The following is a 23853-nucleotide window of genomic DNA, read 5'->3' as shown; positions in this document are numbered from 1 at the left end:
TAGGAAAAGCCCTAAAAGGGCTTTATAAAACAATCAGTAATAACCTTTATTTTCTTGCAACTTTTACTACAAATGATACAATAAGAATTAACACAATTGCACCTAATAATGCTGGCACGACATGAATCCCACCAAATGATGGCCCAAAAGATCCAAATAATCTACTACCTAACCAAGCTCCTAGTAAACCAGCAATTATATTTCCAAACATACCAGCCGGAAAATTTTTACCCGTTATAGAACTAGCAATTATACCTATAATAGCACCAACTATTAATGTAATAATCCATCCCATTTTTAGTCCCTCATTTCTATTATAGTTTGTATTATCAAATACAAGAGTAGCTAAACTCTTATATAAGATTACGTATTTATCTACGCTAACCATATCCTACTATAGAAATATACCTACGAACATTTTATGTATGGAGATACATATATTATATGCAAAAAAGAAAAAAATTGTCAAACTTACCCACAAATCAATTATATTAATATATCATATTTAAAGGAGGCGTTATTATCTATGATTCATAAATTACTTCCCACTTCTTATGAAGTAGCAACATCCATTTTAAATGTTCAACTTCCAGCTTATAAAATTGAAGCAGACTTTTTAAACAGTACTGCAATACCTCGTTTATATGATACTGTAAACGATATTCAAAATTGTGATGAAACATTCTATGGATATTTCTCTGAAAATAAACTCGTCGGCTTTATTTCTTTTATACAAGAAGAAGAACTAATCGATATCCACAGATTAGTTGTATCGCCCAATTTTTTTCAAAAAGGAATCGCAACGAAACTGCTACTTTATATATTTAACATGTTCTCGTCTTCAATGACATACATTGTACAAACAGGTAAAGCCAATACTCCAGCTCTCGCATTATATAAAAAACACAGCTTCATTGAAGTAACAGATACAACACTACCTGATGGCATGATCCTTACGCAACTAAAAAGACAGAAAACACAAAATAGTTTGACTTAATTATTTATTTATGTTATTTTTTACTTTATACAACCTTTTGCTGAATCCAAATTTTGGAGCGGGGGAACCATTTTTGTAGCTATGCTACTTGGGGCGAATCTTTTTTAAGTAGGGAAACTCTCACTTCCCGAGTCCGACAGCTAACCTCGTAAGCGTAATGGGAGAGGAAGGTGCTTTTTGCCTATGTTACACACTTTGCCTCCTTAGTTATAAATATGGAATCGATATCAATCAGAAAACTATATTTATAGAAAAGGAGACTGGTACAATGTTACGTTTATCAGATCACGCAATAAAAATGATGGAGCAAAGACTTCGACTCGAACAACACCGCACATATCAAGCAAATAAAGTTGTAGATAACTTACATCACAAATACTTTTTTCAGCATATTTTTCAACCGAAGAGATAAATAAACCATGCATACAATATTTAATACAAAAAGATTTGCAATTATGAACTGCAAATCTTTTTGTATTAGCATTAAAAATAATCTTGCATCAATTTATTCATCCAATCTGGAACACTAACATTTTCCCTTGCATCAAAAGCAGAAATATATGGTTTTATATCTAAAATAGCCGTTTGATCATTAGCGTCTAATCCTTGCACAGTCATAACATTATTTTCAATGGACAATATTTCAACAGTAGTAATTCCAATGGGGTTTGGACGATACTTTGTCCGTTGCGCAAAACATCCCTTTTCATCTAAATCACTTAGTCCCCTTGGCTTTCTAGCCCACGACTCTTTATTTTCTTCCTGGAAATCATTCATATAAAAAATAACAATTGCATGAGAGTAATCCTCAAGGCCAGCTAATCCTCCAATATACTCTGGATATATATTAATGTTAGAAATAACACTTCCCCAATTACTGTACACTTTTTCATCTATAGAGTTTTGCACTTCACCAATTTTCACCATATTAATATGACTCATTTTTCCCCCTTCTTTATGCAGCATTATTTACTTCCTTACCTTAATAATGAACGTCGTCGGCACCATCCTAGCTTTATATAAAGAATAATACTTCGTAGAAGGCTCTGCTATTTCTCCATCAAATACGCTAGATGGTTCAGGTTCTTCTATTCTCTCAATTGTAAAACCAACTCTATTTAACTCATTTATGTATGTACTCATTTTTCGCTTATATAATGTCGCTTGTACATCTTCCCCTTTAAATGTTTCAAACGTAATAGGAGTTTCTTCATGATAAGAGGAATTTAAAACAATCTCCTCTGTTCCGTACAGTAAATTTGAATATATCGGATGCTCCCAGCTAAAAATAAAGCTTCCACCTGGCTTTAAATATGAGTAAATAAGTTCTAATGTTTTTCCTAAATTTGAAGTCCAACCTAATGCATAGATGGAATATACAATGTCAAAATACTCTTTCGGAATTTCCACTTCTTCTTCCATTGCTCCACATATTAACTTTGGATCCCAGCCTTTTAACGTTTCATGTGCCGTTTCAATTTGTGTACTTGAAAGATCAAGACCCCATAATTCCTCTGCCCCATGTTCCACCATATATTACAATGAGTGCCCACTCCCACATCCAATATCAAGAACCTTTTTATTTCTGATTGAATCAAATAGATGAATTTCATCTTCAGACGCTGTATACGGGCCGTATTTTGGTAAACAATCAACTTGAAAGAAATATGGTGCAACTGTATCCCAACACTTTTTATTTAAAGCTAACATTTGTGTGCCTTCCATATCCTACATTCCCCCAACCGATTTTTTCTTCTCATAAATAAATTACACATTATAACCCGATCTTCCTTTTCTCTTCGCTCGGTAATTTTTCACTTTTGCAATCGTACCGCACGCTCTTCCGCCTTCTTCCCCAGCATACATACCGCACCATCTTTTACTTCCATTACGCGAATGATCATAAAATACCCAGCGACAATCTGGGCATGCTTTTAACCTTCCCCACAAATTTTCTTGAATCGCCGTTAACACAATACTCAATACTTTTGTATACACATTCTCTTCTTGCACCGGTTCATATGTAACACTTTTCATATCTCCCTTTATATGTACATGAAATGGGTATTTTTCTAACCATTTTTGCAACGATCCTTCGCCTTCAATTGTTAACCGAATGTCTTCTCGAAAACTTTTTAATTCATCTATTGTATGAAATGAAAACTCTTCATGAAAATATTTTTTCATAAATTGCTTTATATCACCTTCTGTTTGTAGCAAATCAATTGGCTCTCTCGTATCATTTGGTATTCTCCATGTATTTAAAAATCCCCGAATATATTCTAATTCATTTGGTGCGTTTTGATTCAATTCCATCCACCTTCTTCTTAAAATTTACTTTTTTCTGACTTTATGTATAATTATAATATAAAATAGTTAACCATCAAATAATTTTACCGGTTACAATATTAGGAGGAGTTCTATGAAAAGTTTCTCAATACCGATACGTTTCATGCTTATTTCTTCATTTTTTATGTCTTTTGGGTATTTTGCAGTATACGCATTTTTAGCTATTTATCTATTAAGCTTTCTTCATTTTTCTGCTGTTCAAGTAGGAACAGTGTTGACGGTTATGACAATCACATCACGAGTTACCCCATTATTCTCAGGATTAATTGCTGACAAAATAGGCTATATCATTATGATAATAGCCGGATTATTTTTAAGAGGAATCGGATTTATCGCTTTAGGAATATGCTCTGATTTCTATACAATTTCTATTTCTTCTGCACTTATTGGCTTCGGAACTGCATTTTACGAACCTGCTGCGCGCGCCATATTCGGCTCACAACCAGCTCATATGAGAAAAAATTTATTTACATATTTAAACCTTAGTTTTAATTGCGGTGCAATAATCGGACCAATTGCAGGAGGGTTCTTACTCTTACTCGATCCAATCTATGCTTTTTCTCTAACAGGATCTCTTATGCTGTTATTCGCTTTTATCTTTTACTTACTTAAAAATCACTTCCAAGTCACTACTGAAAACACGTCTATTACATTAGGGATACAGTCTATCTTACAAAACAAATCTTTCCTTTTGTTTTCATTTATTATGATCTTCTTCTATATTATGTTTACTCAGCTAACTGTCGCACTTCCACTTCATATGAAAAACATTAGTAATAGCAACCAGCTCGCTACACTAGTTATTACGATAAATGCAATAACAGGCGTCATATTTATGGTATTATTCCGGAAACTCTTTCATAAATACAACACACTTTCTATTATTAAATACGGTGTTTTATTAATGGGTATTTCCTTTTTACTCATTCCTTTATTCCAACATCCATATTGGCTATTTATTTGTGTAATTTTATTTACAATCGGTGAAACGCTCGTATTACCTAACGCTGATATCGCTATTGCAAATTACAGTAACGAATCGTATACAGCTACTTATTTCGGATTTTATCAACTATCACTCGCATTTGGTTTTATCGTTGGTAATTATACCGGTACATCGTTTACATCGAACTTAAACGGAATGTATGCACCTTGGCTTATTTTCGGTACATTTGGACTTATCTGCTTTATTGCATTACATATTTTATATACTAAAAAACTTATTTCTAAAGAACATGAATCCCTATGTAAAGATACGAAACACCTTTAAAAAATTACAATTTTCAAGAATTAGGAAATGCGAATTTACAATAATAAACGTATCTTTCAATACGATAAAAAACATAAAATCCTGAAGCTATCCCTTAAAGTAAATATACACCTGTTACATTTTACATATTATGGTATAATATTGTCAGATTAATAGCTATTTATCTATGTTCCACACTAACGGTCTAGGAATGACAAATCAAAAGGTTTTTAAATCAGGGGGGATCTTGTGAAAAAGATAAAAGGATTTAGCCTTCTTCTATTCATCCTAATCATGTTATACGGATGTTCAACTATAATAGAACAGTCTTTAGAAACTGGAAACGGCAGTATTGAATTATTAACACCCACGATTACAACAAAAGATAATGAATTAGAAATTAAGACCGAGGGCATTGATGAAAATAAAATGACTTTTATTTATGTAGCCAATAAAAAAGTATTGGAACAAAAAATAAATAATGGTGAATCCTACAAACTTAACATTAAAGATATCGAGCACGCTCATAGGACAGACTACAAGCCAAGAGTTCAACTTTTGCAAACGAAAGATGATAACGAAGATGGAGACATGGCAACCTTTAAACAAGTTAGATATACAGTTGAAAAAAAGTAGTTTTATAGTTATTTCATTTAAATATAACAACCGAAAATATACTTTTAACAGAGGGTAAATATAAGAGGTGCTAATATGAAAAGACGATGGATTTTTTGGTGGATTGGTAACATATTTTAGATTACCATTTTTGGGATATTGGCAGCTATCATTTGGCTAAGAGAGGTTGATGGTGCTGGTGTTACTCAAACACCAGAGCTTAAATTAGTGGCATTTATCGTTTTATTAATTGCATTTATATTACCGATAATTATTCAATCTATATGGCTAATTGTTAATTTGAGAAAGAGCAATAAAAAATAATCATACATAATTTTTTTAGAATTATACGAGAAATCATAAAAAAAGAGAGGAATTTTTCAAAAAATAGATTCCTCTCTTTTACATTTTCGTATTCATATAGGATTATGGTTATAAACTTATTTTTAAGCCATACTACTCCTTTTTTTTTACGATGCATGTTCATCTTTCTTCTTCTTCAACAACGCTCTCTTCTTCATCGCCTTCGTTAAGTATCCACCTTTAAACGAACGGATTTCATAAGAAGACATAAATGCTTTTGGTGCAATTTCATTAATAATTTCTAACAGTTCTTTTTCTCTAGAACGCTTTGCAACGATATCTAAGCGATAACGTATAGAATTTATTCCTTCACCTTCAAATACTGTAACGCCAAATCCAAAATGGCGTAATTCATTTACTAATTCATTACAACGGTCTAGCAAACTAACTTGATACGTAATATATCCAATTGCTAATTTATTTTCTATATAACCGCCTAATAATAGTCCCGCACTAAAGCCGATGACATAGGCAACAATGTTCATCCAATTTGATAAATCTTGAAACACAATACCTAAACTGACAATGTAAATAGCCCCTTCTAACAATCCTACACCTGCAGCGGATCTTGTTTGATTCTTTACAAGCAAAATCGTACGGATTGTTAAAGTTGGAACGTAAATAATTTGAAGCACAAAAATAAGTAAAGCTTGTAACATTGGTATCCACCTCTTTCGCAAATTCTTTTGTCATGATAACATACATAAGCTTTAGAAATCGATGGGTTTTTTAATTTTTTTTAATTTTTTTTCATACTATTGAAATGCCCCAAAAATAAGCGTATTATGTTTGGCATAAATTCGATAAGTACCAGTAAATCATTCGTATTATATCATTTATTTTTAAACGCAAAAAAGGAACCTGATTAGGTCCCTTTCATCAGAGTTCTATGTTTTTCGAAGCATTTTCCTTTTGCTTCTCTTCTTCTTTTACTAGCTGCATATTTGCATAGGCTAAATTCGCAATCATTAAAAAGTGTCCACCCAATATTCCAGTACCGAATGCCCACATTTCCATTTCATGCTCAATTTCAAACATAATGATAGCCCCTAATATTGCGGCTGCAAATCGGTTTAGAACTCCTAATCCAGGAGCCTTTTCTTTCATCACGATACTTCTTCCTAATTTCTCCACTCTGCGAGCTAATAGCCAAAGACAATATGCGCTAACTGCTAAACCGATACCGAACCCTGTCACTTGTTTCCCAAACGGAGTAACCGCCCACATTAGTAGTAAACCACTAAAGATCGTATACAATTGTAATCGATATACACGTAAGGCTACTTGAATCAAAATATCCGCTCCTAATTTCACATTTTATTATGTGTCAGAAGAAAAGCAGCAACTTACACAGTTGCTGCTTTCTCTTGTTCTTGTTCCATTTTTTGAATTTCAACACGTTTAATTTGATAAGCATCTTTTTCTAACACTTTAAATTCATAGCCTTCTGCTTCAACGTATTGTCCTTCTTCGATTTCATGATTTTGCATCATAATCCATCCACCGATTGTATCCACATCGTCTTCTTCAATGTGTAATCCAAACAAATCTTTTACTTCTGATATAAGCACTTTTCCATCAACAATTTTATGATACTCGTTCACATGTTGAATTGGTGGTGCTTCATCTTCATCATATTCATCACGAATTTCGCCGACGATTTCCTCCAATATATCTTCAAGCGTTACAATTCCAGCTGTTCCTCCGTACTCATCATATAAAACAGCCATTGGAATTCGCTTCTTCTGCATTTGCAGTAATAAATCATGAATTGGAGTCGTTTCCATAACTTCAATAATCGGACGCATATACGTGCGAATCGATGATAAATCTTCTTGATCGTTGTTCATATATCGAATAAAGAAATCTTTTACGTTGACCATACCGATAATATCATCTTTATCTTCTCCAAAAATCGGATAACGTGTGTATCGTTCATTTTGGATTACTTTCATGTGTTCTTCTACTGAATCTTCAAGATAGAAACCAACGATTTCTGTACGCGGTACCATGATTTCTTTCGCAATGCGATTATCAAATTCAAAGATATTATTTACATACTTGTATTCAGCTTGATTAATTTCGCCACTTTCATAGCTATCCGAAAGAATAAGACGTAATTCTTCTTCTGTATGAGCTACTTCATGTTCAGAAGCTGGTTTCAAACCGAATAAACCAGTTATAACACGAGCTGAACCGTTCAATACCCAAATAAATGGATACATGATTTTATAGAACATCATTAACGGAGTTGCCAATAACAACGTTACTTTTTCAGCCTTTTGAATTGCCAGCGTTTTCGGAGCTAATTCCCCTACTACAACGTGTAAATATGTCATTAGCATAAAAGCAAGACCAAAAGTTAATACTGATGAAATAGAAGGATTTATGTTCCATTTCTCAAATAACGGGTGTAATAACTTTTCGATTGTCGGTTCACCTAACCAACCTAATCCCATAGCTGTAACTGTAATACCTAATTGACAAGCAGATAAATATTCATCTAAATTTGTTGTTACCTTTTTCGCTGCTAACGCACCGCGTTTCCCTTCCGCAACAAGCTGATCAATGCGACTTGAACGTATCTTAACAATCGCAAACTCTGCTGCTACGAAAAATCCAGTAAATGCGATTAAAATCGCAACCATGACTAAATTAAATATTTCCAATGAATCCCCTTAGTTAAAAAACTAAGGTGTCCACCTCCTGTATACTATAATGTTTTCTTATTTGTTCGTTAGAAAACATAGCCCGATACAAAAATTAAAGAGGTCGGATTTCACTTATTCTATAATAATAGAGCAAGTGTCTGTATTAAAGCTGTCGTTTGACCAGATAAAGATTTCGATATTTTTTCACGTTGTGAATCAGTCAATTCATCTAAAAGCGGCTTTAACTCCGTTAACTCTGCTTCTAATCGATGAATATGGTCTGTCACTTCATTCACTTGTTTCGAAACGTGTTCATTGATACCGAGCAGCTTCTTCTTCTCCTCGATTTTCTCTTTAATCTCACAAAGCGGCATATGCATTTCTTTGCACTTCTCAATAAATTGTAATGTCTCAAATGCTGTTTCGTCGTAATAGCGATAATTAGATTGAGATCGCTCCGCTTTTAAGATACCTAGATTCGTATAATAATCAATCGTTCGTTTCGACACGTGAGCCATGAGAGCCAACTGTCCGATTCGATACACCTTCCCAACGATCTTCCCCCCTTGTTTATATTACTATTATCATACAATACATAAACTGTACAGTCAAACGTGATGGTTATCATTCACAAATTTCTAAATTTCATCCTTTATTAATAAAAACAATTAATCTATAACTATACAGCTTTTTCCTTTCAACCTTTCTTATTTAACAGCATACCTTACTAATAACGATTGCTTGTATAGGAGGAGATTAATATTAAAAAAACTATCATTTCTCATTTTTATAATGAAGAATACCTACTTCCATGGTGGCTTATGCATCATACAAAAATATTTGATCACGGCATATTAATTAATAGAGGTTCTACTGATCGTTCCGTAGAGATTTGTAAATTATTCGCACCCCACTGGGAAGTGCGAGATTCCAGATTTCTTGAGTTTGATCCAACAAATACTGATATTGAAGTGATGGGAATTGAAAGAGAAATTTCAGGTTGGAAAATCGTTTTAAATACTACTGAATTCTTTTGTTGTAATAATACAGAAGAGTTTTTCTCATCTCTTCATGCACTAGGACAAAATATGTATGCGATTAGAATGATTTTAATGATAGATAGCCATAAGTACAATTATTCAAAGCCAAGATACTCTATCCCATTAGTAGAACAACGATACCACGGCGTCTTCCCTTATAACCCAAAACTCGGATGTGCCTGGAGATTTATTCACAATCATCTAGATGGTGCATATTTACCTGGTAGACATTATTCGCGGCACGGGAATATAGTTTATGACTATCCTTCATTTATTTTAAAATTTTATTTTAGCCCTTGGAATGAACAGTCAAAGGCAAGAAAATTACAAATTACACCTACCCTTTCAAAAATAGGTGTTCAAATGGGACTCCAAACACATTACGGTCAATCTCCTGAAGAACTGGAAACACGTTTTTTAGAGCTTAGTAACGTAACTCAAGACCTCCGTAATAATCCTGAATATCAAGAATTATTTCCAAAGTTTAAACCATAATGTTTTTTGCATGGTCATCACCTCACACCATTTCATCCGCTTAATCAAAAACAATCTCATTTGCATAAAATATGAATACTGTATATATTATAAATTTTTATTTTAGGAGGAAAAAATGAAAGCTGTTATTCTTGCTGGTGGATACGGTACAAGAATTGGGGAAGAAACACATTTAAAACCAAAACCTATGATTGAGATTGGAACAAAACCTATTCTATGGCACATTATGAGTTTGTTTAGCCATTATGGGATCACTGAGTTTATTATTTGCTTAGGCTATAAAGGATATGCAATTAAAGAGTTTTTTCTAAATTACAACTTACACATGTCAGATTTCACAATACATTTAAGCGATAACACAATTACTAGCCATTCTCATCCTATAGAACCATGGAAAGTTACATTAATTGATACTGGTCTAAATACCGAAACAGGTGGACGAGTTAAAAAGATAAAAAATTATGTTGGAGACGAACCTTTCTGTCTCACTTATGGTGATGGATTAAGTAATGTAAATATAAAAGAACTTATTGCATTTCATAAAAAACACGGAAAAATGGCTACTGTTACAGCCGTACAACCTCCTGGTAGATTTGGTTCTCTCGTTTTAGATAAACAATCTGTCACATCCTTTCAAGAAAAACCACTAGGTGATGGTGGATGGGTTAACGGTGGATTTTTTGTTTTAAATCATGATATTTTCAATTACATTAGTGGAGATAAGTCTGTTTTGGAAACCGAAACTTTAGTTCAGTTAGTAAACAAAAATGAACTGGCAGCATTTCAGCATACTGGTTTTTGGCATCCCATGGATACATTGCGCGATAAAAATAAATTAGTCGAGCTATGGGAAAATAATGACGCTCCATGGAAGGTCTGGTAATATGACTTCATCATCTTTTTGGAATAAGAAAAAAGTATTTATTACAGGACATACTGGCTTTAAAGGCTCATGGCTCACCCTTTTTTTAACTTCTTTAGGTGTAGAAGTAATCGGCTACTCTTCTCACCCTCCCTCAACTCCTAACCTTCTTGAACAATGTAACGCAGCAAAAGAGTGCATTACAATTGAAGGAGACATTACAGATTACGATTCTTTATTCCATGCCATAAAACAGCACAAACCTGATATGATATTTCATTTAGCAGCTCAACCAATCGTCACCACTTCATACAAAGATCCTATTGATACATTTAAAACAAACGTCTTAGGCACTGTTCACGTATTAGAAGCAGCAAAGTACGTCGAAAGCGTACGTCTCATTATTAATGTTACGAGTGATAAATGTTATGCGAATGATGGGAGCGGTAATCGAGCATTTGTAGAATCCGACCGTTTAGGGGGCTATGATCCATACAGTGCTAGTAAGGCTTGCGCTGAATTAGTTGCAACATCATATCAAAAATCTTTTTTTCACACGAACACCCTTTCACTCGCCTCAGTAAGAGCAGGCAATGTCATCGGTGGTGGTGATTGGGCAGAAAATCGCTTATTCCCAGATATCATTCGTGCATATTTACAAGACCGTCCTTTAAGTATTCGAAACAAAAATGCTATCCGACCGTGGCAACATGTTTTGGATCCTTTACATGGATATATCCTTTTAGCTGAGAAACTTTGGAAGCATAAAGAGTATGCAGAAGCATGGAATTTCGGACCAATTAACGAGGCTAACAGAACCGTCCATGATGTCATTCAATCTGTAATAAAATTATGGAATAAACCATTAACAATACTTTCTCCCACTATAAATACTCCTTATGAATCACCTATTTTAACACTCGATAGTACAAAAGCAGTAAATAAACTGGACTGGACTCCTAAGCTATCCACAGAAAATGCTATCGCTTGGACCGTTGAATGGTACGAAAAATATGCATCCGGTGAAAATATAGAATCATTCACACGACAACAAATCGATGCATTCAAAAATTTATAAGGGGGCTATAAAATGGAACAGAAAAAATGCCGTTTTTGCCATTCATTACTCACAAATACTTTTTTAGATTTAGGCGTTTCTCCTCTCGCTAACTCATTTGTAGCTCCAGAACACTCATATAAAATGGAGCCATTTTATCCGCTGCACACGTTTGTTTGTAACTCTTGTTTACTTGTACAATTAGATGAATTTGAATCTCCGCACAATATTTTTCATGACTATTTATACTTTAGCTCTTATTCCTCCAGTTGGCTACTACACGCTAAGCAATATGTAGAAATGGCGATTAAGCGTTTCAACTTAACAAACCATTCGAAAGTGATTGAAATCGCAAGTAACGATGGATACTTATTACAATACTTCCAAAAAGAAAACATCAATACTACTGGAATTGAACCAGCGAAAAACGTAGCAGAAATCGCTATCCAAAAAGGAATTCCTACTGAAGTGAATTTTTTCAGCAATGACTTAGCAAAAAAGTTACCACAAGCTGATTTAATCGTCGCAAATAACGTATTAGCACATGTTCCAAACTTGCATGATTTTGTCGCCGGTTTAAAAACGTTATTAAAGCAAGATGGCACGATAACAATTGAATTCCCTCACTTATTAAACCTCATATCCTTTAAACAGTTTGACACAATCTATCATGAGCACTTCTCTTACTTCTCTCTTATAAGTCTTCAAAAAGTTTTAGCTTATCATCATTTGAAAATTGTTGATGTAGAAGAGCTTTCAACGCACGGTGGTTCCTTGCGTATTTTTATAAACCATCATAATGCCTCATCCACTATCCATTGCAATGTTACAAAATTAATCCAAAAAGAAGTAGATCACGGGCTAGATACATTAGATTGCTATCTCCTTTTTTCTGAACGCATAGAACAATTGAAAATAAGTATTTTAAAGTTTTTTATCGAAACAAAAGCTTTAAACAAACAAATTATCGGTTACGGCGCTCCCGCTAAAGGAAACACCCTTTTAAATTATTGTGGAATCGGAAAAGAATTTCTATCTTATACGGTAGACAAAAATCCTTATAAACAAAATCTCCTTTTGCCAGGAACTCGTATTCCTATAAAATCCCCAGAAGAAATTAAACGGACAAAACCTGATTATATTCTCATATTACCTTGGAATTTAAAGGAGGAAATTATGAAAGAATGCTCCTTCATCCGTGAATGGGGCGGCAAATTTTTAGTGATGATCCCAGAAGTAGACGTGATCGAACCATGAAAAAAATCCTTGTAACAGGCGGTAGTGGATGGATTGGTAAATATGTTGTACATTCACTTATACAAAAGGGTTATGAAGTTCACGCCACTTACAATAAAAATAAGCCTTCTCACCTTTCCTGCCATTGGCATAAAGTAAACTTACTTCGCGATGAAGAAGTAAAAAAACTCATTTACGAAATTAAACCTACTTACCTTTTTCATTTAGCTTGGGAAGCAGTGCCGCCCAAATGCTATGTATCCATCAATAATTATTATTGGCTCCAGTCCAGTATTTCTTTAATCCAACACTTCACAACATGTGGTGGAAAACGAGTAGTTGTAGCAGGTACCGGTGCTGAGTACGAGTGGTTTAACGGTGTATTATTTGAAGATTCACCGCTTCTTTCCTATAAAACACCTTATTCATTATGTAAAAATGCATTGCACTCCTGGTTACAATCGTACGCAAAACAAACCGGCCTCAGCATGTGTTGGGGCCGAATTTTTCATATGTATGGCCCTTACGAACATGGTAATCGACTTGTATCTAACATTATCACTTCATTATTAAAAAACGAGGAAGCACTATGTACACATGGAAATCAATCTCGAGATTTTCTCCATGTGAGTGATGTCGCTGACGCTCTTGTGACCTTATTACAGTGTAACGTTACAGGTACGATAAATATCGCTTCTGGTCACTCTGTACAAATTAAAGAATTAGCTTCTATCATTGCCAAAAAGATAGGAAAAGAAAATTTAATTAAACTAGGTGCTATCCCTTTTCCTAAAGATGAACCTTTATTTGTCGGCGTTAATGTGGAACGTTTAAAAACTGAAGTAAAGTGGCTACCAACTTACGATCTAAACACAGGAATTGAGGAAACTATTTTTTGGTGGGAATCATTTATAAAAAAGCATAACGATATGCATCACTGAAACGCAGATCCTTTGTTCCTCCCGCTAGTTCTCTATACCATGTTTCTAATCTTTCAGGTGTAATAATATGATGCGTCCCCATTCCCGCATGTATACTACCTTGAGAAAGAGTTGGCCCGATTTGTAATTTGCGCCTTTTGATCGCATCATTCCACGGACTAAATCCAAACCATACAATACATGCAAGAGGTGGGTAATTCATAGACTCATGCATAGTTAAATGTCTTCCAGCCGTATAACTTCCATATTCGTGATTGTGAATGAACCTCCCTCTTCTCCACAGCTCCCAATCTTCAGGCAAGTAACCGTGAAATCGCTGTTTCATTAGAGAAATACTATACCTAAGTTTTGGATAATTATAGTTTGGATTTTCTACCATTATAAGGCCTTCTAGCCAGTACATCCTCCCTCCTAAGTCTTTTAGTGATTTCCAGAACTGCTCTTTATCTTGTACACAAAGAAACTCAGTCGTATTTAAAATCATTTTCCATCCTTCTACTTCTTGTTCTATCCTCATCACTTCATGATCTGTCGCTAGTGCATCAAATTCTGGATTTGCAGAATCTCGTACTTCCCAGTGTGGTGCGAATTTTTTACAAATTTCAACCGAACGATCTGTTGAACCCTTATTAATTAAAATGCCATGATCAAACAGTTTCGTATGATGCACAAGCCACCACGGCAATAAATACTCTTCGTTATAAAAATGAGAAATAACAGTTGTAGTAATGTAAATCTCCTCCTCTTTCTCTATTAATCTACTTTTTCATCCTACTCTTAATATACTTATCAGTTATGTAATTGGTTTCTTTTATTTTAAAAATATGTTTTTCTACCATATACTATGCTTTCTTAGACAACCACCATTTTCTAAAGAATCAACTCCGTACAATAACCATCCCAATAAACTGAAAATTGAGTTATAATATCATTATAAAATTATGAAGGAGGAATGCGCTCATGTACTACAACACTTCATTCGAAAACGATCAACCTGTAGGCCGTCTATAATCTAAGACGGGCATCCATATAACAAGTGCACCATGCCTCGTCTTAGGGAATAAATCATAACCCTAAAAATAGATGGAGGTCATTCAAATGAAACAAACCATTTTAGGAGCTATATGTTTATCACTAGCAGCAAGTATTTGGGGCGGTATGTACGTCGTTAGTAAATACGTACTCGACTTTATCCCGCCGCTTACACTCGTTTGGCTACGCTTTATTATCGCTTTTGTTGTTTTATATGTGATTTTGAAAACAACTGAAAAAAAGCAAAAGAAAAACGTAACCATACACAAAAAAGATTGGCTATTATTCGCTTGGATCGGATTCGTAGGTTATTTCATTTCGATCACATGTCAATTTATCGGAACGAAATTATCCGATGCTCATACAGGCTCCTTAGTGACATCAGCTACACCTGCATTTATGGTTATATTTGCAGCGCTCATTTTAAAAGAGAAACTAACTGCTCGTAGACTTTTATCAACTATAATAGCGACAATCGGTGTCGTTATCGTTATCGGATGGGATTTTGAAATCGGCTCCTATTTTATCGGTACAATCATTTTAGTTGGGGCCGCTATTACGTGGGCTTTACTGTCCATTTATGTAAAAATCGCTTCTGCTCGATTTTCATCTTTAGTTATTACAACGTACGCAATATTTTTTTCACTCTTTTTCATTACACCTTTTATGGTATGGGAATTCCAAACAAATCCTATTGAACATATGAACATGTATGTAGTATTAGGCGTACTCTATTTAGGAATCATCTCAACCGCAGGTGCATTTTTTCTTTGGAATAAAGGATTAGAATTAATGGATGCTAGCATCGGCTCATTATTTTTCTTCTTTCAACCTATCGTTGGATCATTACTTGGTTGGTTCTTATTAAATGAGACGTTAAGCAGTAACTTTTTTATTGGTGGTATCCTTATTATATGTAGTGTTATAATTACTACTTTTGAAAAGCGAAAATAGTATAAAAAACAGGCAGAGACTTAGTCTCTGCCTGTTCGTATAATTGGGTCTTGATCATGGAACCCTATACAAATTGGTATATTACTTTGTACTCCACTACATGCACTTATAAAACTACACACTGTTTTTGCAATTAAATATAAAGTAATACCTACAGCCTTTTTATCTGAATCAAAGCCATTTTCAGCATACAAATCTGCTAATTCTACTGACCTCGGTCCCTCAATATCATACGTCCATTCACAAGCCCAATCATCATCCTCTTCCTCAAGTGGAATGTAATCGTCACAAACATAGAACTGACTATTCCATTCATTATCCAAATCATACTCAAAATAAATTACTTTTACCTCTTCACTTGCAGTAATTTCTAAAGCTTCTTTCAAACCTATCCTCATACTTTCTCTGTATGAATCTAATGGAATCAATTTAATTCGCTCCGCATCCTCACTTGACGCTAGTGTGCGACAAATATCATAATACTTCGATTCTATTTGAGATACCGATAACGAAAATACGGCTTCCTGCATTTCCTCTAAATACTGAAAAATATCCAAACTATTTCACTCCATACTCTTTACGTAGTCCAATGAACTGGACGAGACAACACTTTCGGTAATTTCGTATATTTGTCCCCTTTCGCCGCATTAATTTGCACTTGCGTAAGAAAAATACTATTTGTAAAATCTGTCCCGCGAATATCTGCATCTCGCAAATCTGCTCCGATGAGATCCGCTCCCCTTAAATTTGCATCTCGTAAATTAGCCGCAATAAGATAAGCTCCTCTTAAATTTGCTCCTTGTAAATCCCTCTTTTTAAGGTTAGCTCCCATAAGATCTGCTCCGCGGTGACTGATTCGTTTTTTACGTGCAACATTCATTTCCTTCCATACTAATTCACTCGTCTCTAAAAGGAGAATGTTCACTTCTGCACGGTGTAATGGCACATTTACTTCCATTAACTCATCTGAACTTAAATTAGAAAGACGCTCTGTCTCTTCAATTGCTTCCTTCAGCTCTTTATGAATTGTCTGCGTCGCCTTTAATAGAATAGCTTCCTTCAAATACCAAAGCATTTCATGAAGCTGATGCATAACCGGAAAAGCATCATACATTTCTCTCGCATGCTCGGCATCTGTCCGCCAATCAATTCCTTTAAACGTAACTTGAGAAATCTTTTGTCCAGCACCGAAACATTCAAATACTGTACAACCTTTATAGCCTTTTCCTCTAAGATCTCTATGTATACTACATTTATAATCTGATTGTAGATTTGTACAAGGTTTACCACCATCTTTATTCACCGCAAAATCTACTGATGCTGCAAACGGTAATGCTACACAACATAATCCAAAACATTTTTCACAATCCGCTTTTAAACTATTGTAATTTACATCCTCTTCTACACGAAAATAGTCGTTATGATTAGTCAAAATATATACCCCCTGTTGTCTTTTAACTATTTCATAATATTCCAACTGCACTAAATAATCAATTTTAAAACAAATGGACCTATTTCATTTCAAACAACAACATAATCCGTCTATTTCTTTTCATTTAAAAAGGACACCCACTACAATATTAATTATAATTAAATTAAGAACTTTCAAATAACGAGGAGGATTACGATGGCATTAGAAATGAAAACAAACTGTCAAATTTGCGACCATTCCCTTCAGCCTGATTCTGAAGCATACATATGCGTGTATGAATGTACATTTTGTGCACCATGTACAGAGGAAAGACAAAACGTTTGCCCAAATTGTGGCGGCGAGTTAGTACGTAGACCGAAGAAGAAATAGAAAAAAGCAAAGCGATATCGCTTTGCTTTTTTCTGTTTCTGGGGTATATAGAAATTCTACCAATCACAAATTAAACATTTAAAAACTTAACACAAACAGGCTCTGGTACAACAACATCAGATTGTAACAGTGTTAACTTCCCTGTCGTTTCATTTCTTGAAAATAGCACAAGATTATGTGACTTTTCATTTGTAGCAATAAGAAATTTTCCAGTAGGATCTAACACAAAGTCCCTCGGCCAATTTCCTTCTGTAGATGTATGTGCAACAAATGTAAGTTCACCTGAGTTTTGATTTACACTGAAAACAGCGATACTATTATACCCACGATTCGCCGCATATACAAAACGGCCATCAGAAGAAATATGAATAGCACTTCCTTGACTATTTCCATCAAATTCTTTTGGAACTGTAGAAATATACTGCAACTCTGTAAAGGATCCTTCTTCCGGATAATATGTTAACACAATGACTTCCGAACTAAGTTCAGTCATCACATAAGCGTACTTTCCATTTGGATGAAAAGCAATATGTCTCGGACCGCTTCCTGGGTTCACAGACAAGCTATTCACTTCTTTTAATGTACTATCTTTTATTCCATATGTAATTATTTTATCAATCCCTAAATCAACACCTACCACATATTTTTCATCAGGAGTATATCCCGCGTAATGTGCATGTGGTTTTTCTTGTCTTTCTTTATTTGGACCTGAACCTTCATGTGCCATAATAGATGAAGCAGGATTTACAGTTCCATTTTCTTCATCTACTTCAAAAGACTCAATCGTTCCTTTATGGTAATTCGCTGTAACTACCGTTTGATTTCCACTATCCACACTAATATGACAAGGAGAAGCCCCTTCTACTACTTGTCTATTTTGTTCCTCTAGCTCTCCAGTATGACTATTAATCAAATAAGCAGCTACACCACCAGCTTCTCCTTCTTTTACAACAGAATAGAGATATTGATTATTTTTGCTAATCGTTACATATGTAGGGTTATCCAGCTTAGCCGCAAGTGTTACATTACTAACTTTTTGCGCTTCCGTATGTAAAGTAAAAGTATATATTCCTTCACTATTTTCTTTCGTGTAAGTTCCAACATATCCAATAAACTCTTTGTTATCCGTCATTTTCATAACCCTCTCCCTATAGTTTTTGTTCATCACACTTCTTACTAAGCAACCTAAAACTATTATTCATTGAAAGAATATCCTAAAAAATCGGAGTACCTCTTTATACGCTACCATATTTTTCTGCCAAATAGCCTCTAAACCCACTTTTTCTGAAAAGCTGCTATACTTTCATATTCTTCTTCCAAGTGACGGGCCAAACGAATATAGATCGGTGTTAAATCTTTATATTTCTCCACACTTTCCATGTTTGGCTCATGATAAAAATTGGCACCTACCATATTAGAAACTACATGTAATGTATCTACTTCACCTAAGCTATATAAACCGAGGATTGCCGCTCCTAGGCAAGAGCTTTCGAAACTTTCAGGAACGTATACGTCTTGATGAAAAATATCTGCCATCATCTGTCTCCAAAGTTCTGACCTTGCAAAACCACCTGTCGCTTGAATTTTTTTCGGTTCGCCAATTAGTTCTTTTAACGCAAGAAGAACTGTATACAAGTTATAAATGATTCCCTCTAAAACAGCACGTATAAGATGCTCTTTCTTATGATGTAGTCCAAGCCCAAAGAAAGATCCCCGCGCATTTGCATTCCATAAAGGAGCTCTTTCGCCTGCTAAATACGGATGAAATAATAAACCATCAGATCCAGGATTCACTTTTGCCGCTATTTCCGTAAGCACTTCATATGGATCTTTTCCTAAACGCTTCCCATGCTCAACTTCTAACGTACATAATTGGTCGCGAACCCACCTAAAAATCATACCACCATTATTAACCGGTCCACCAATTACCCAAAGATCCTCAGTTAACGCATAACAAAAAGTCCTACCTTTCGGATCCGTTACAGGATGATTTGTGACAACTCGCACTGCACCGCTCGTACCAATTGTAATAGCAACTACTCCAGGTTCTATTGCATTTACACCTAAATTCGATAGTACCCCATCACTCGCACCGATTATAAAAGGAGTAGTAACAAGTACATTCATCTCTCTTGCAAGTTCTTCATTTATCCCTATTAAACTGTGCGTCGTTGGAACAACTGTAGATAGCTTTTTATCGGTAATTCCTGCGACACGAAGAGCTGCCTCATCCCATTTTAAAAATTTCAAATTGAACATTCCTGTTGCTGATGCAATAGAATAATCAATTACATATTCCTTAAATAACTTATAGAAAACATACTCTTTAATAGAGATGAATTTATAGCTTTTTGCAAACAACTCATCATGTTCATTCTTAAGCCAAACTAATTTCGAAAGTGGTGACATAGGATGGATTGGTGTTCCAGTACGAAGGTAAATTTCATGACCATTCATATCATTCTTTATTTTTTCTGCCCAGCTTGCGCTTCTATTATCTGCCCAAGTGATACATCTCGTTAACGGCTTCCCTGCTTCGTCTACAGCAATGACACTATGCATTGCCGAACTAAAAGAAACACAAAGAATATCAACTGGCTGCACATTACTTGATTGTATAGTTTCTTTAATCGTATGTATGACCGCTTGAAAAATCTCTTCTGGATCTTGTTCTGCTGTTTCTGGTGCGGGAGAATATAAAGGATATTCAATCCCATGACTTGCAATAACTGATCCATCAATCGAAAACAAAACTGATTTTGTACTAGTTGTCCCAATATCTACACCAATCATATATTTCGAGCTCACTATGTAACCCCTTTCAAATTATTCCTATAACAAAAGAGCACCATGATGTATACAAAAAAGACGCTCCCTTATGAGAGCTACGTTTTAATAAACTTCTCTCTCATAAGGAGGTCCTTTTCATAACTATAGTGCTATTTTGAAAAGTGAAATCTTCATTTCATTATAACTTAGGCGCTTTCGCCCAATCCGCAGCAAACTTTTCAATACCTTGATCTGTTAATGGGTGCATAGCAAGTTGTTCAATGACTTTATAAGGAATTGTTGCAATGTGAGCACCTGCCATCGCTACACGAGTGACATGGTCTGGGTGTCTGACAGAAGCCGCAATAATTTGTGTATCTAATTGATGAACATCGAATAATTCAGCAATTTTGGCAACTAATAATACGCCATCTTCAGAAATATCATCTAAGCGTCCTAAAAATGGAGAGACGTACGTTGCACCTGCTCGAGCAGCTAAAAGAGCTTGGTTCACAGTGAAAATAAGTGTAACGTTCGTTTTCACACCTTTTTCAGTAAGGTAGCGGCAAGCTTCTAATCCTGCTAGTGTCATCGGAAGTTTTATCGTGATGTTTTTATCACCACCGTTAATTTTAATTAGTTCTTCTGCTTGAGAGATCATTTCTTCAGCTGCAACAACATCTGGAGTTACTTCTGCCGAAACAGATTCAACGTTAGGTACTGCCTGACAAATTTCTGCAATACGGTCTTCAAACTTAATGCCCTCTTTCGCTACTAAAGAAGGATTCGTTGTAACGCCAGCTAAAACCCCTAGTTTATATGCCTTTTTTATGTCCTCAAGATTTGCAGTATCAATAAAAAACTTCATGATTCATTCCCTCCATTTTTTAAACGCTAACGAGTTATAATTTTAAAATTTTTATTTCTTTTCTACTGCATGTCCGCCAAATTCATTGCGCAGTGCTGCTACAACTTTTCCTGTAAATGTATCATTGTCTAATGAGCGGTAGCGCATTAATAGAGACATTGCGATAACAGGAGTTGCTGTTTGAAGGTCTAATGCTGTTTCTACTGTCCATTTTCCTTCACCAGAAGAATGCATAACGCCCTTAATTTCATCCAGTTTTGCATCTTTAGAAAATGCATTTTCAGTTAATTCCATTAACCATGAACGAATGACTGAACCGTTGTTCCATACTCTTGATACTTTTTCATAATCGTAGTCAAATTCACTCTTCTCTAAAACCTCAAATCCTTCACCAATGGCAGCCATCATTCCGTATTCAATTCCGTTGTGAATCATTTTTAAAAAGTGACCACTACCAGCTTTTCCTGCATATAAGAATCCATTTTCTACAGCTGTATCTCGGAAAATAGGTTCAACGATGTCCCAAGCTTCTTGATCTCCTCCGATCATGTAACAAGCACCATTACGAGCACCTTCCATTCCGCCAGAAGTTCCTGCATCCATAAAGTGAATGCCATCTGTCTTTAGTTGCTCATATCGGCGAATAGACTCTTTATAATGTGAATTCCCAGCTTCAATTAAAATATCTCCTTTTGATAACAGCGGTGTAACCTCATTAATAACAGAATCAACAACAGCGTGCGGAACCATAACCCATAGAATTCTTGGTGATTCTAATGATTGAACAAGTTCGTTTAAACTAGACGTACCTGTAGCCCCATACGCTTTCATTTCTTCCACTGCACTCGTATTTAAATCGAATGCAGCTACTTCATGTTTATGATCAATTAAATTCTTCCCTAAATTTAATCCCATTTTACCTAAACCAATTAATCCTACTCTCATAATACAATTCCTCCTTGAATTACCTTTCATCATAAATACATGTTAATAAAATGATGAATATCTTTTGTCATATTGCTTTACTTATAAGAATGTACTTATTTTTTCAATCCCTCATCTAACCACCATTTAAATTCACTTTCTTGTAATAGAGCATGAGCAGCATCCGGACCATACGAGCCAGACTCATATTCATGAAGAGGTAACAAGTTTTCTTCGAACGCTTCAAGGATTGGCTGCACCCATTCCCATGACAATTCAACCTCTCTCCAGTGTGCAAAGAATGTAGAATCTCCACATACAGCATCATAGATAAGCCTTTCGTAGGCTTCAGGTATTCCCACTCCTGTTTGCTCACAAGTAAAATGAATACGGATCGGTTCTAGCTCTCCATTGTTCAATGGATTTTTACTATTTAATTGGAGTGAAACATTTTCATTTGGGCTAATTTCAATGATTAACAAATTAGGCTCTGCATTTGGATTACTATCTTGATATTGCTGTTTTAATGTATTTTTAAACTCAATTACAATACGAGTAGACTTTTCTTTCATTCTTTTTCCTGTTCGTATGTAAAAAGGAACATCAGTCCAAAATGGGTTATCAATCCATAAGCGAGCCGCAACATATGTATCTGTTTGAGAAGAAGGATTTACTCCTGGTTCCTCTCTATACGCTACAACTTGTTGTCCTTTTATCTCCCCTGAAGCATACTGTCCGCGAATGATATGGTTCTGAACGTCTTCTTTTTTCACTTTACGAAGAGTTTCCATTACCTTTCGTTTTTCCTCACGAATTTCACATGCATTTATCTTTTCCGGCAGATTCATAGCAGTCATCATTAATATTTGCAACATATGATTTTGAACCATATCGCGAATGGCTCCTGCATGATCATAATATGCTGCCCTTTCTTCTACCCCAACCGTTTCACTAGCTGTTATTTGTACATTCGCTATATGTTCTTTATTCCAAATCGATTGGAGAACAGGATTTGCAAATTCAAGTGCTTCAATGTTTTGAATCATCGGTTTACCTAAATAATGATCAATACGGTATATTTCGTCTTCTTCAAACGTTCGACTAAGCTTATCATTCAGCTCTCGGGCAGATGTAAGATCATGACCAAACGGTTTCTCAATCATCAGGCGCTTCCATCCATCCGTTCCATCGAGTCCACTTTCCTTAATATTTAAAGCAATGGTCTCAAAGAAGTCAGGAGTAACTGAAAGGTAGAACATTCTATTCCCTTGTATATTTTGTTCTTCTTCCCTTTCACGAACTACTTGTAATAACCTTTTATAATCTTCTGGCTTATTCACATCTAACGGACAATAACGAAAATACTCTAAAAAATCTTCTATTTTCGGAGTACCTTCATCTTTGCGACGAGAAAAAGTGTCTATGGATTCTTTTACTCTTTTTTGAAAATCTAAATGAGATACTTCACGTCTTCCAAGCCCAATAACGGATATTGGCTTTGGAATCTTTTGATCTCTATATAAGTTATATAGCGCGGGGTAAATTTTTCTTTTAGCTAAATCTCCTGTTGCTCCAAATAAAACAAAGGTCATTGATTCCAATTTCAGTCCCCCTCGTGATGTATAGTCATTGTCACCTTAGTAAAAATGC

General features: G+C 35.1%; 27 protein-coding genes, 1 pseudogene and 1 riboswitch. Of the genes and pseudogenes, 12 read left to right on the top strand and 16 right to left on the bottom strand.

The genetic code is table 11. From position 1 onward, the window contains the following. Positions 1–46 precede the first annotated feature (46 nt). Complete coding sequence (locus BG05_RS15005) at positions 47–295, bottom strand: GlsB/YeaQ/YmgE family stress response membrane protein (protein WP_002014007.1); 249 nt, start codon at positions 293–295, stop codon at positions 47–49. Positions 296–526: 231 nt separating this feature from the next. Here BG05_RS15005 and BG05_RS15000 point away from each other — a divergent pair, with 231 nt between their 5' ends. Both BG05_RS15000 and BG05_RS31060 read left to right on the top strand, forming a co-directional pair. Continuing rightward, a complete protein-coding gene (locus BG05_RS15000; RefSeq protein ID WP_002128309.1) occupies positions 527–997 on the top strand; it encodes a GNAT family N-acetyltransferase in 471 nt (156 codons plus the stop codon). Positions 998–1025: 28 nt separating this feature from the next. Then, a riboswitch (cyclic di-AMP (ydaO/yuaA leader) is annotated at positions 1026–1168 on the top strand. A gap of 97 nt (positions 1169–1265) precedes the next feature. Next, complete coding sequence (locus BG05_RS31060; RefSeq protein ID WP_000945246.1) at positions 1266–1409, top strand: hypothetical protein; 144 nt, start codon at positions 1266–1268, stop codon at positions 1407–1409. 71 nt (positions 1410–1480) lie between these two features. On the opposite strand, the gene tsaA is transcribed toward BG05_RS31060, so the two are convergent. The 3 genes and pseudogenes from tsaA to BG05_RS14975 all read right to left on the bottom strand — a co-directional run bounded on the left by tsaA (position 1481) and on the right by BG05_RS14975 (position 3307). Beyond that, on the bottom strand, positions 1481–1939 hold the full coding sequence (gene tsaA / locus BG05_RS14990; protein WP_033734667.1) for a tRNA (N6-threonylcarbamoyladenosine(37)-N6)-methyltransferase TrmO: 459 nt from the start codon (positions 1937–1939) through the stop codon (positions 1481–1483). A gap of 27 nt (positions 1940–1966) precedes the next feature. Further along, positions 1967–2722, bottom strand: a pseudogene (locus BG05_RS14985) (class I SAM-dependent methyltransferase). 42 nt (positions 2723–2764) lie between these two features. Then, complete coding sequence (locus tag BG05_RS14975) at positions 2765–3307, bottom strand: CGNR zinc finger domain-containing protein (protein ID WP_002142532.1); 543 nt, start codon at positions 3305–3307, stop codon at positions 2765–2767. A 112-nt stretch (positions 3308–3419) separates the two neighbouring features. Here BG05_RS14975 and BG05_RS14970 point away from each other — a divergent pair, with 112 nt between their 5' ends. The 3 genes from BG05_RS14970 (at position 3420) to BG05_RS29610 (ending at position 5534) form a co-directional block, all read left to right on the top strand. Further along, on the top strand, positions 3420–4616 hold the full coding sequence (locus BG05_RS14970; RefSeq protein ID WP_016127327.1) for an MDR family MFS transporter: 1197 nt from the start codon (positions 3420–3422) through the stop codon (positions 4614–4616). A 273-nt stretch (positions 4617–4889) separates the two neighbouring features. Then, entirely contained in the window at positions 4890–5231 is a 342-nt protein-coding gene (locus BG05_RS14965; protein WP_003190525.1) for a hypothetical protein, read from the top strand. Between the two features lie 120 nt (positions 5232–5351). After that, positions 5352–5534: a DUF3923 family protein gene (locus BG05_RS29610; RefSeq protein WP_232294831.1), complete on the top strand. Its 183-nt coding sequence runs from the start codon at positions 5352–5354 to the stop codon at positions 5532–5534. A gap of 146 nt (positions 5535–5680) precedes the next feature. Here BG05_RS29610 and BG05_RS14960 read toward each other — a convergent pair whose 3' ends face one another. The 4 genes from BG05_RS14960 to BG05_RS14945 form a co-directional block, all read right to left on the bottom strand. Then, entirely contained in the window at positions 5681–6232 is a 552-nt protein-coding gene (locus BG05_RS14960) for a DUF2179 domain-containing protein (RefSeq protein ID WP_002014015.1), read from the bottom strand. Between the two features lie 220 nt (positions 6233–6452). Next, positions 6453–6866, bottom strand: coding sequence for an ATP synthase subunit I (locus tag BG05_RS14955; RefSeq protein WP_002084378.1), 414 nt, complete (start codon positions 6864–6866; stop codon positions 6453–6455). 53 nt (positions 6867–6919) lie between these two features. Beyond that, complete coding sequence (locus BG05_RS14950; RefSeq protein WP_002128314.1) at positions 6920–8242, bottom strand: hemolysin family protein; 1323 nt, start codon at positions 8240–8242, stop codon at positions 6920–6922. Positions 8243–8361: 119 nt separating this feature from the next. Next, complete coding sequence (locus tag BG05_RS14945) at positions 8362–8769, bottom strand: MerR family transcriptional regulator (RefSeq protein WP_025149265.1); 408 nt, start codon at positions 8767–8769, stop codon at positions 8362–8364. 216 nt (positions 8770–8985) lie between these two features. Here BG05_RS14945 and BG05_RS14940 point away from each other — a divergent pair, with 216 nt between their 5' ends. The 5 genes from BG05_RS14940 to BG05_RS14920 all read left to right on the top strand — a co-directional run bounded on the left by BG05_RS14940 (position 8986) and on the right by BG05_RS14920 (position 13855). After that, positions 8986–9759: a glycosyltransferase family 2 protein gene (locus tag BG05_RS14940; RefSeq protein WP_078176817.1), complete on the top strand. Its 774-nt coding sequence runs from the start codon at positions 8986–8988 to the stop codon at positions 9757–9759. Between the two features lie 115 nt (positions 9760–9874). Further along, positions 9875–10642 carry a glucose-1-phosphate cytidylyltransferase gene (gene rfbF, locus BG05_RS14935; RefSeq protein ID WP_002014025.1) on the top strand — a complete coding sequence of 256 codons (768 nt, stop codon included), beginning with the start codon at positions 9875–9877 and terminating at the stop codon, positions 10640–10642. A 1-nt stretch (position 10643) separates the two neighbouring features. After that, positions 10644–11699: a CDP-glucose 4,6-dehydratase gene (rfbG, locus tag BG05_RS14930; RefSeq protein WP_003190534.1), complete on the top strand. Its 1056-nt coding sequence runs from the start codon at positions 10644–10646 to the stop codon at positions 11697–11699. A gap of 12 nt (positions 11700–11711) precedes the next feature. After that, positions 11712–12935, top strand: a complete 1224-nt coding sequence (locus BG05_RS14925; protein WP_002128316.1) for a class I SAM-dependent methyltransferase — start codon at positions 11712–11714, stop codon at positions 12933–12935. Then, entirely contained in the window at positions 12932–13855 is a 924-nt protein-coding gene (locus tag BG05_RS14920; RefSeq protein WP_002128317.1) for an NAD-dependent epimerase/dehydratase family protein, read from the top strand. Before BG05_RS14925 ends, BG05_RS14920 begins: the two co-directional genes overlap by 4 nt. Here BG05_RS14920 and BG05_RS14915 read toward each other — a convergent pair. After that, positions 13824–14585 (bottom strand): glycosyltransferase family 2 protein, encoded by a 762-nt coding sequence (locus BG05_RS14915; RefSeq protein ID WP_078214092.1) that lies wholly within the window; start codon positions 14583–14585, stop codon positions 13824–13826. The genes BG05_RS14920 and BG05_RS14915 overlap by 32 nt on opposite strands. Before the next feature lie 368 nt (positions 14586–14953). Here BG05_RS14915 and BG05_RS14910 point away from each other — a divergent pair, with 368 nt between their 5' ends. Further along, on the top strand, positions 14954–15841 hold the full coding sequence (locus BG05_RS14910) for a DMT family transporter (protein WP_033729983.1): 888 nt from the start codon (positions 14954–14956) through the stop codon (positions 15839–15841). A 20-nt stretch (positions 15842–15861) separates the two neighbouring features. Here BG05_RS14910 and BG05_RS14905 read toward each other — a convergent pair whose 3' ends face one another. Next, complete coding sequence (locus tag BG05_RS14905; RefSeq protein WP_003190539.1) at positions 15862–16398, bottom strand: hypothetical protein; 537 nt, start codon at positions 16396–16398, stop codon at positions 15862–15864. Between the two features lie 20 nt (positions 16399–16418). Continuing rightward, positions 16419–17273, bottom strand: coding sequence for a pentapeptide repeat-containing protein (locus BG05_RS14900; protein ID WP_002185327.1), 855 nt, complete (start codon positions 17271–17273; stop codon positions 16419–16421). A gap of 195 nt (positions 17274–17468) precedes the next feature. Here BG05_RS14900 and BG05_RS14895 point away from each other — a divergent pair, with 195 nt between their 5' ends. Beyond that, positions 17469–17642, top strand: a complete 174-nt coding sequence (locus tag BG05_RS14895) for a DUF1272 domain-containing protein (RefSeq protein WP_001162783.1) — start codon at positions 17469–17471, stop codon at positions 17640–17642. Between the two features lie 70 nt (positions 17643–17712). Here the strand turns inward: BG05_RS14895 and BG05_RS14890 are convergent, their stop codons facing one another. The 5 genes from BG05_RS14890 to zwf all read right to left on the bottom strand — a co-directional run bounded on the left by BG05_RS14890 (position 17713) and on the right by zwf (position 23804). Beyond that, entirely contained in the window at positions 17713–18774 is a 1062-nt protein-coding gene (locus tag BG05_RS14890; RefSeq protein ID WP_002167935.1) for a lactonase family protein, read from the bottom strand. Between the two features lie 137 nt (positions 18775–18911). Further along, positions 18912–20453: a gluconokinase gene (gntK, locus tag BG05_RS14885; RefSeq protein ID WP_033708043.1), complete on the bottom strand. Its 1542-nt coding sequence runs from the start codon at positions 20451–20453 to the stop codon at positions 18912–18914. A gap of 157 nt (positions 20454–20610) precedes the next feature. Next, positions 20611–21279, bottom strand: coding sequence for a fructose-6-phosphate aldolase (gene fsa / locus BG05_RS14880; RefSeq protein WP_000667685.1), 669 nt, complete (start codon positions 21277–21279; stop codon positions 20611–20613). A 51-nt stretch (positions 21280–21330) separates the two neighbouring features. Then, positions 21331–22224: a phosphogluconate dehydrogenase (NAD(+)-dependent, decarboxylating) gene (gene gnd / locus BG05_RS14875; protein WP_002014034.1), complete on the bottom strand. Its 894-nt coding sequence runs from the start codon at positions 22222–22224 to the stop codon at positions 21331–21333. A 95-nt stretch (positions 22225–22319) separates the two neighbouring features. Then, positions 22320–23804, bottom strand: a complete 1485-nt coding sequence (gene zwf, locus BG05_RS14870; RefSeq protein WP_002128323.1) for a glucose-6-phosphate dehydrogenase — start codon at positions 23802–23804, stop codon at positions 22320–22322. Positions 23805–23853: the final 49 nt, after the last annotated feature.

The sequence above is a fragment of the Bacillus mycoides genome (assembly GCF_000832605.1).
In the GTDB taxonomy this organism is placed as follows: Bacteria; Bacillota; Bacilli; order Bacillales; family Bacillaceae_G; genus Bacillus_A; species Bacillus_A mycoides.
This window is presented reverse-complemented; position numbering and strand designations above follow the sequence as displayed.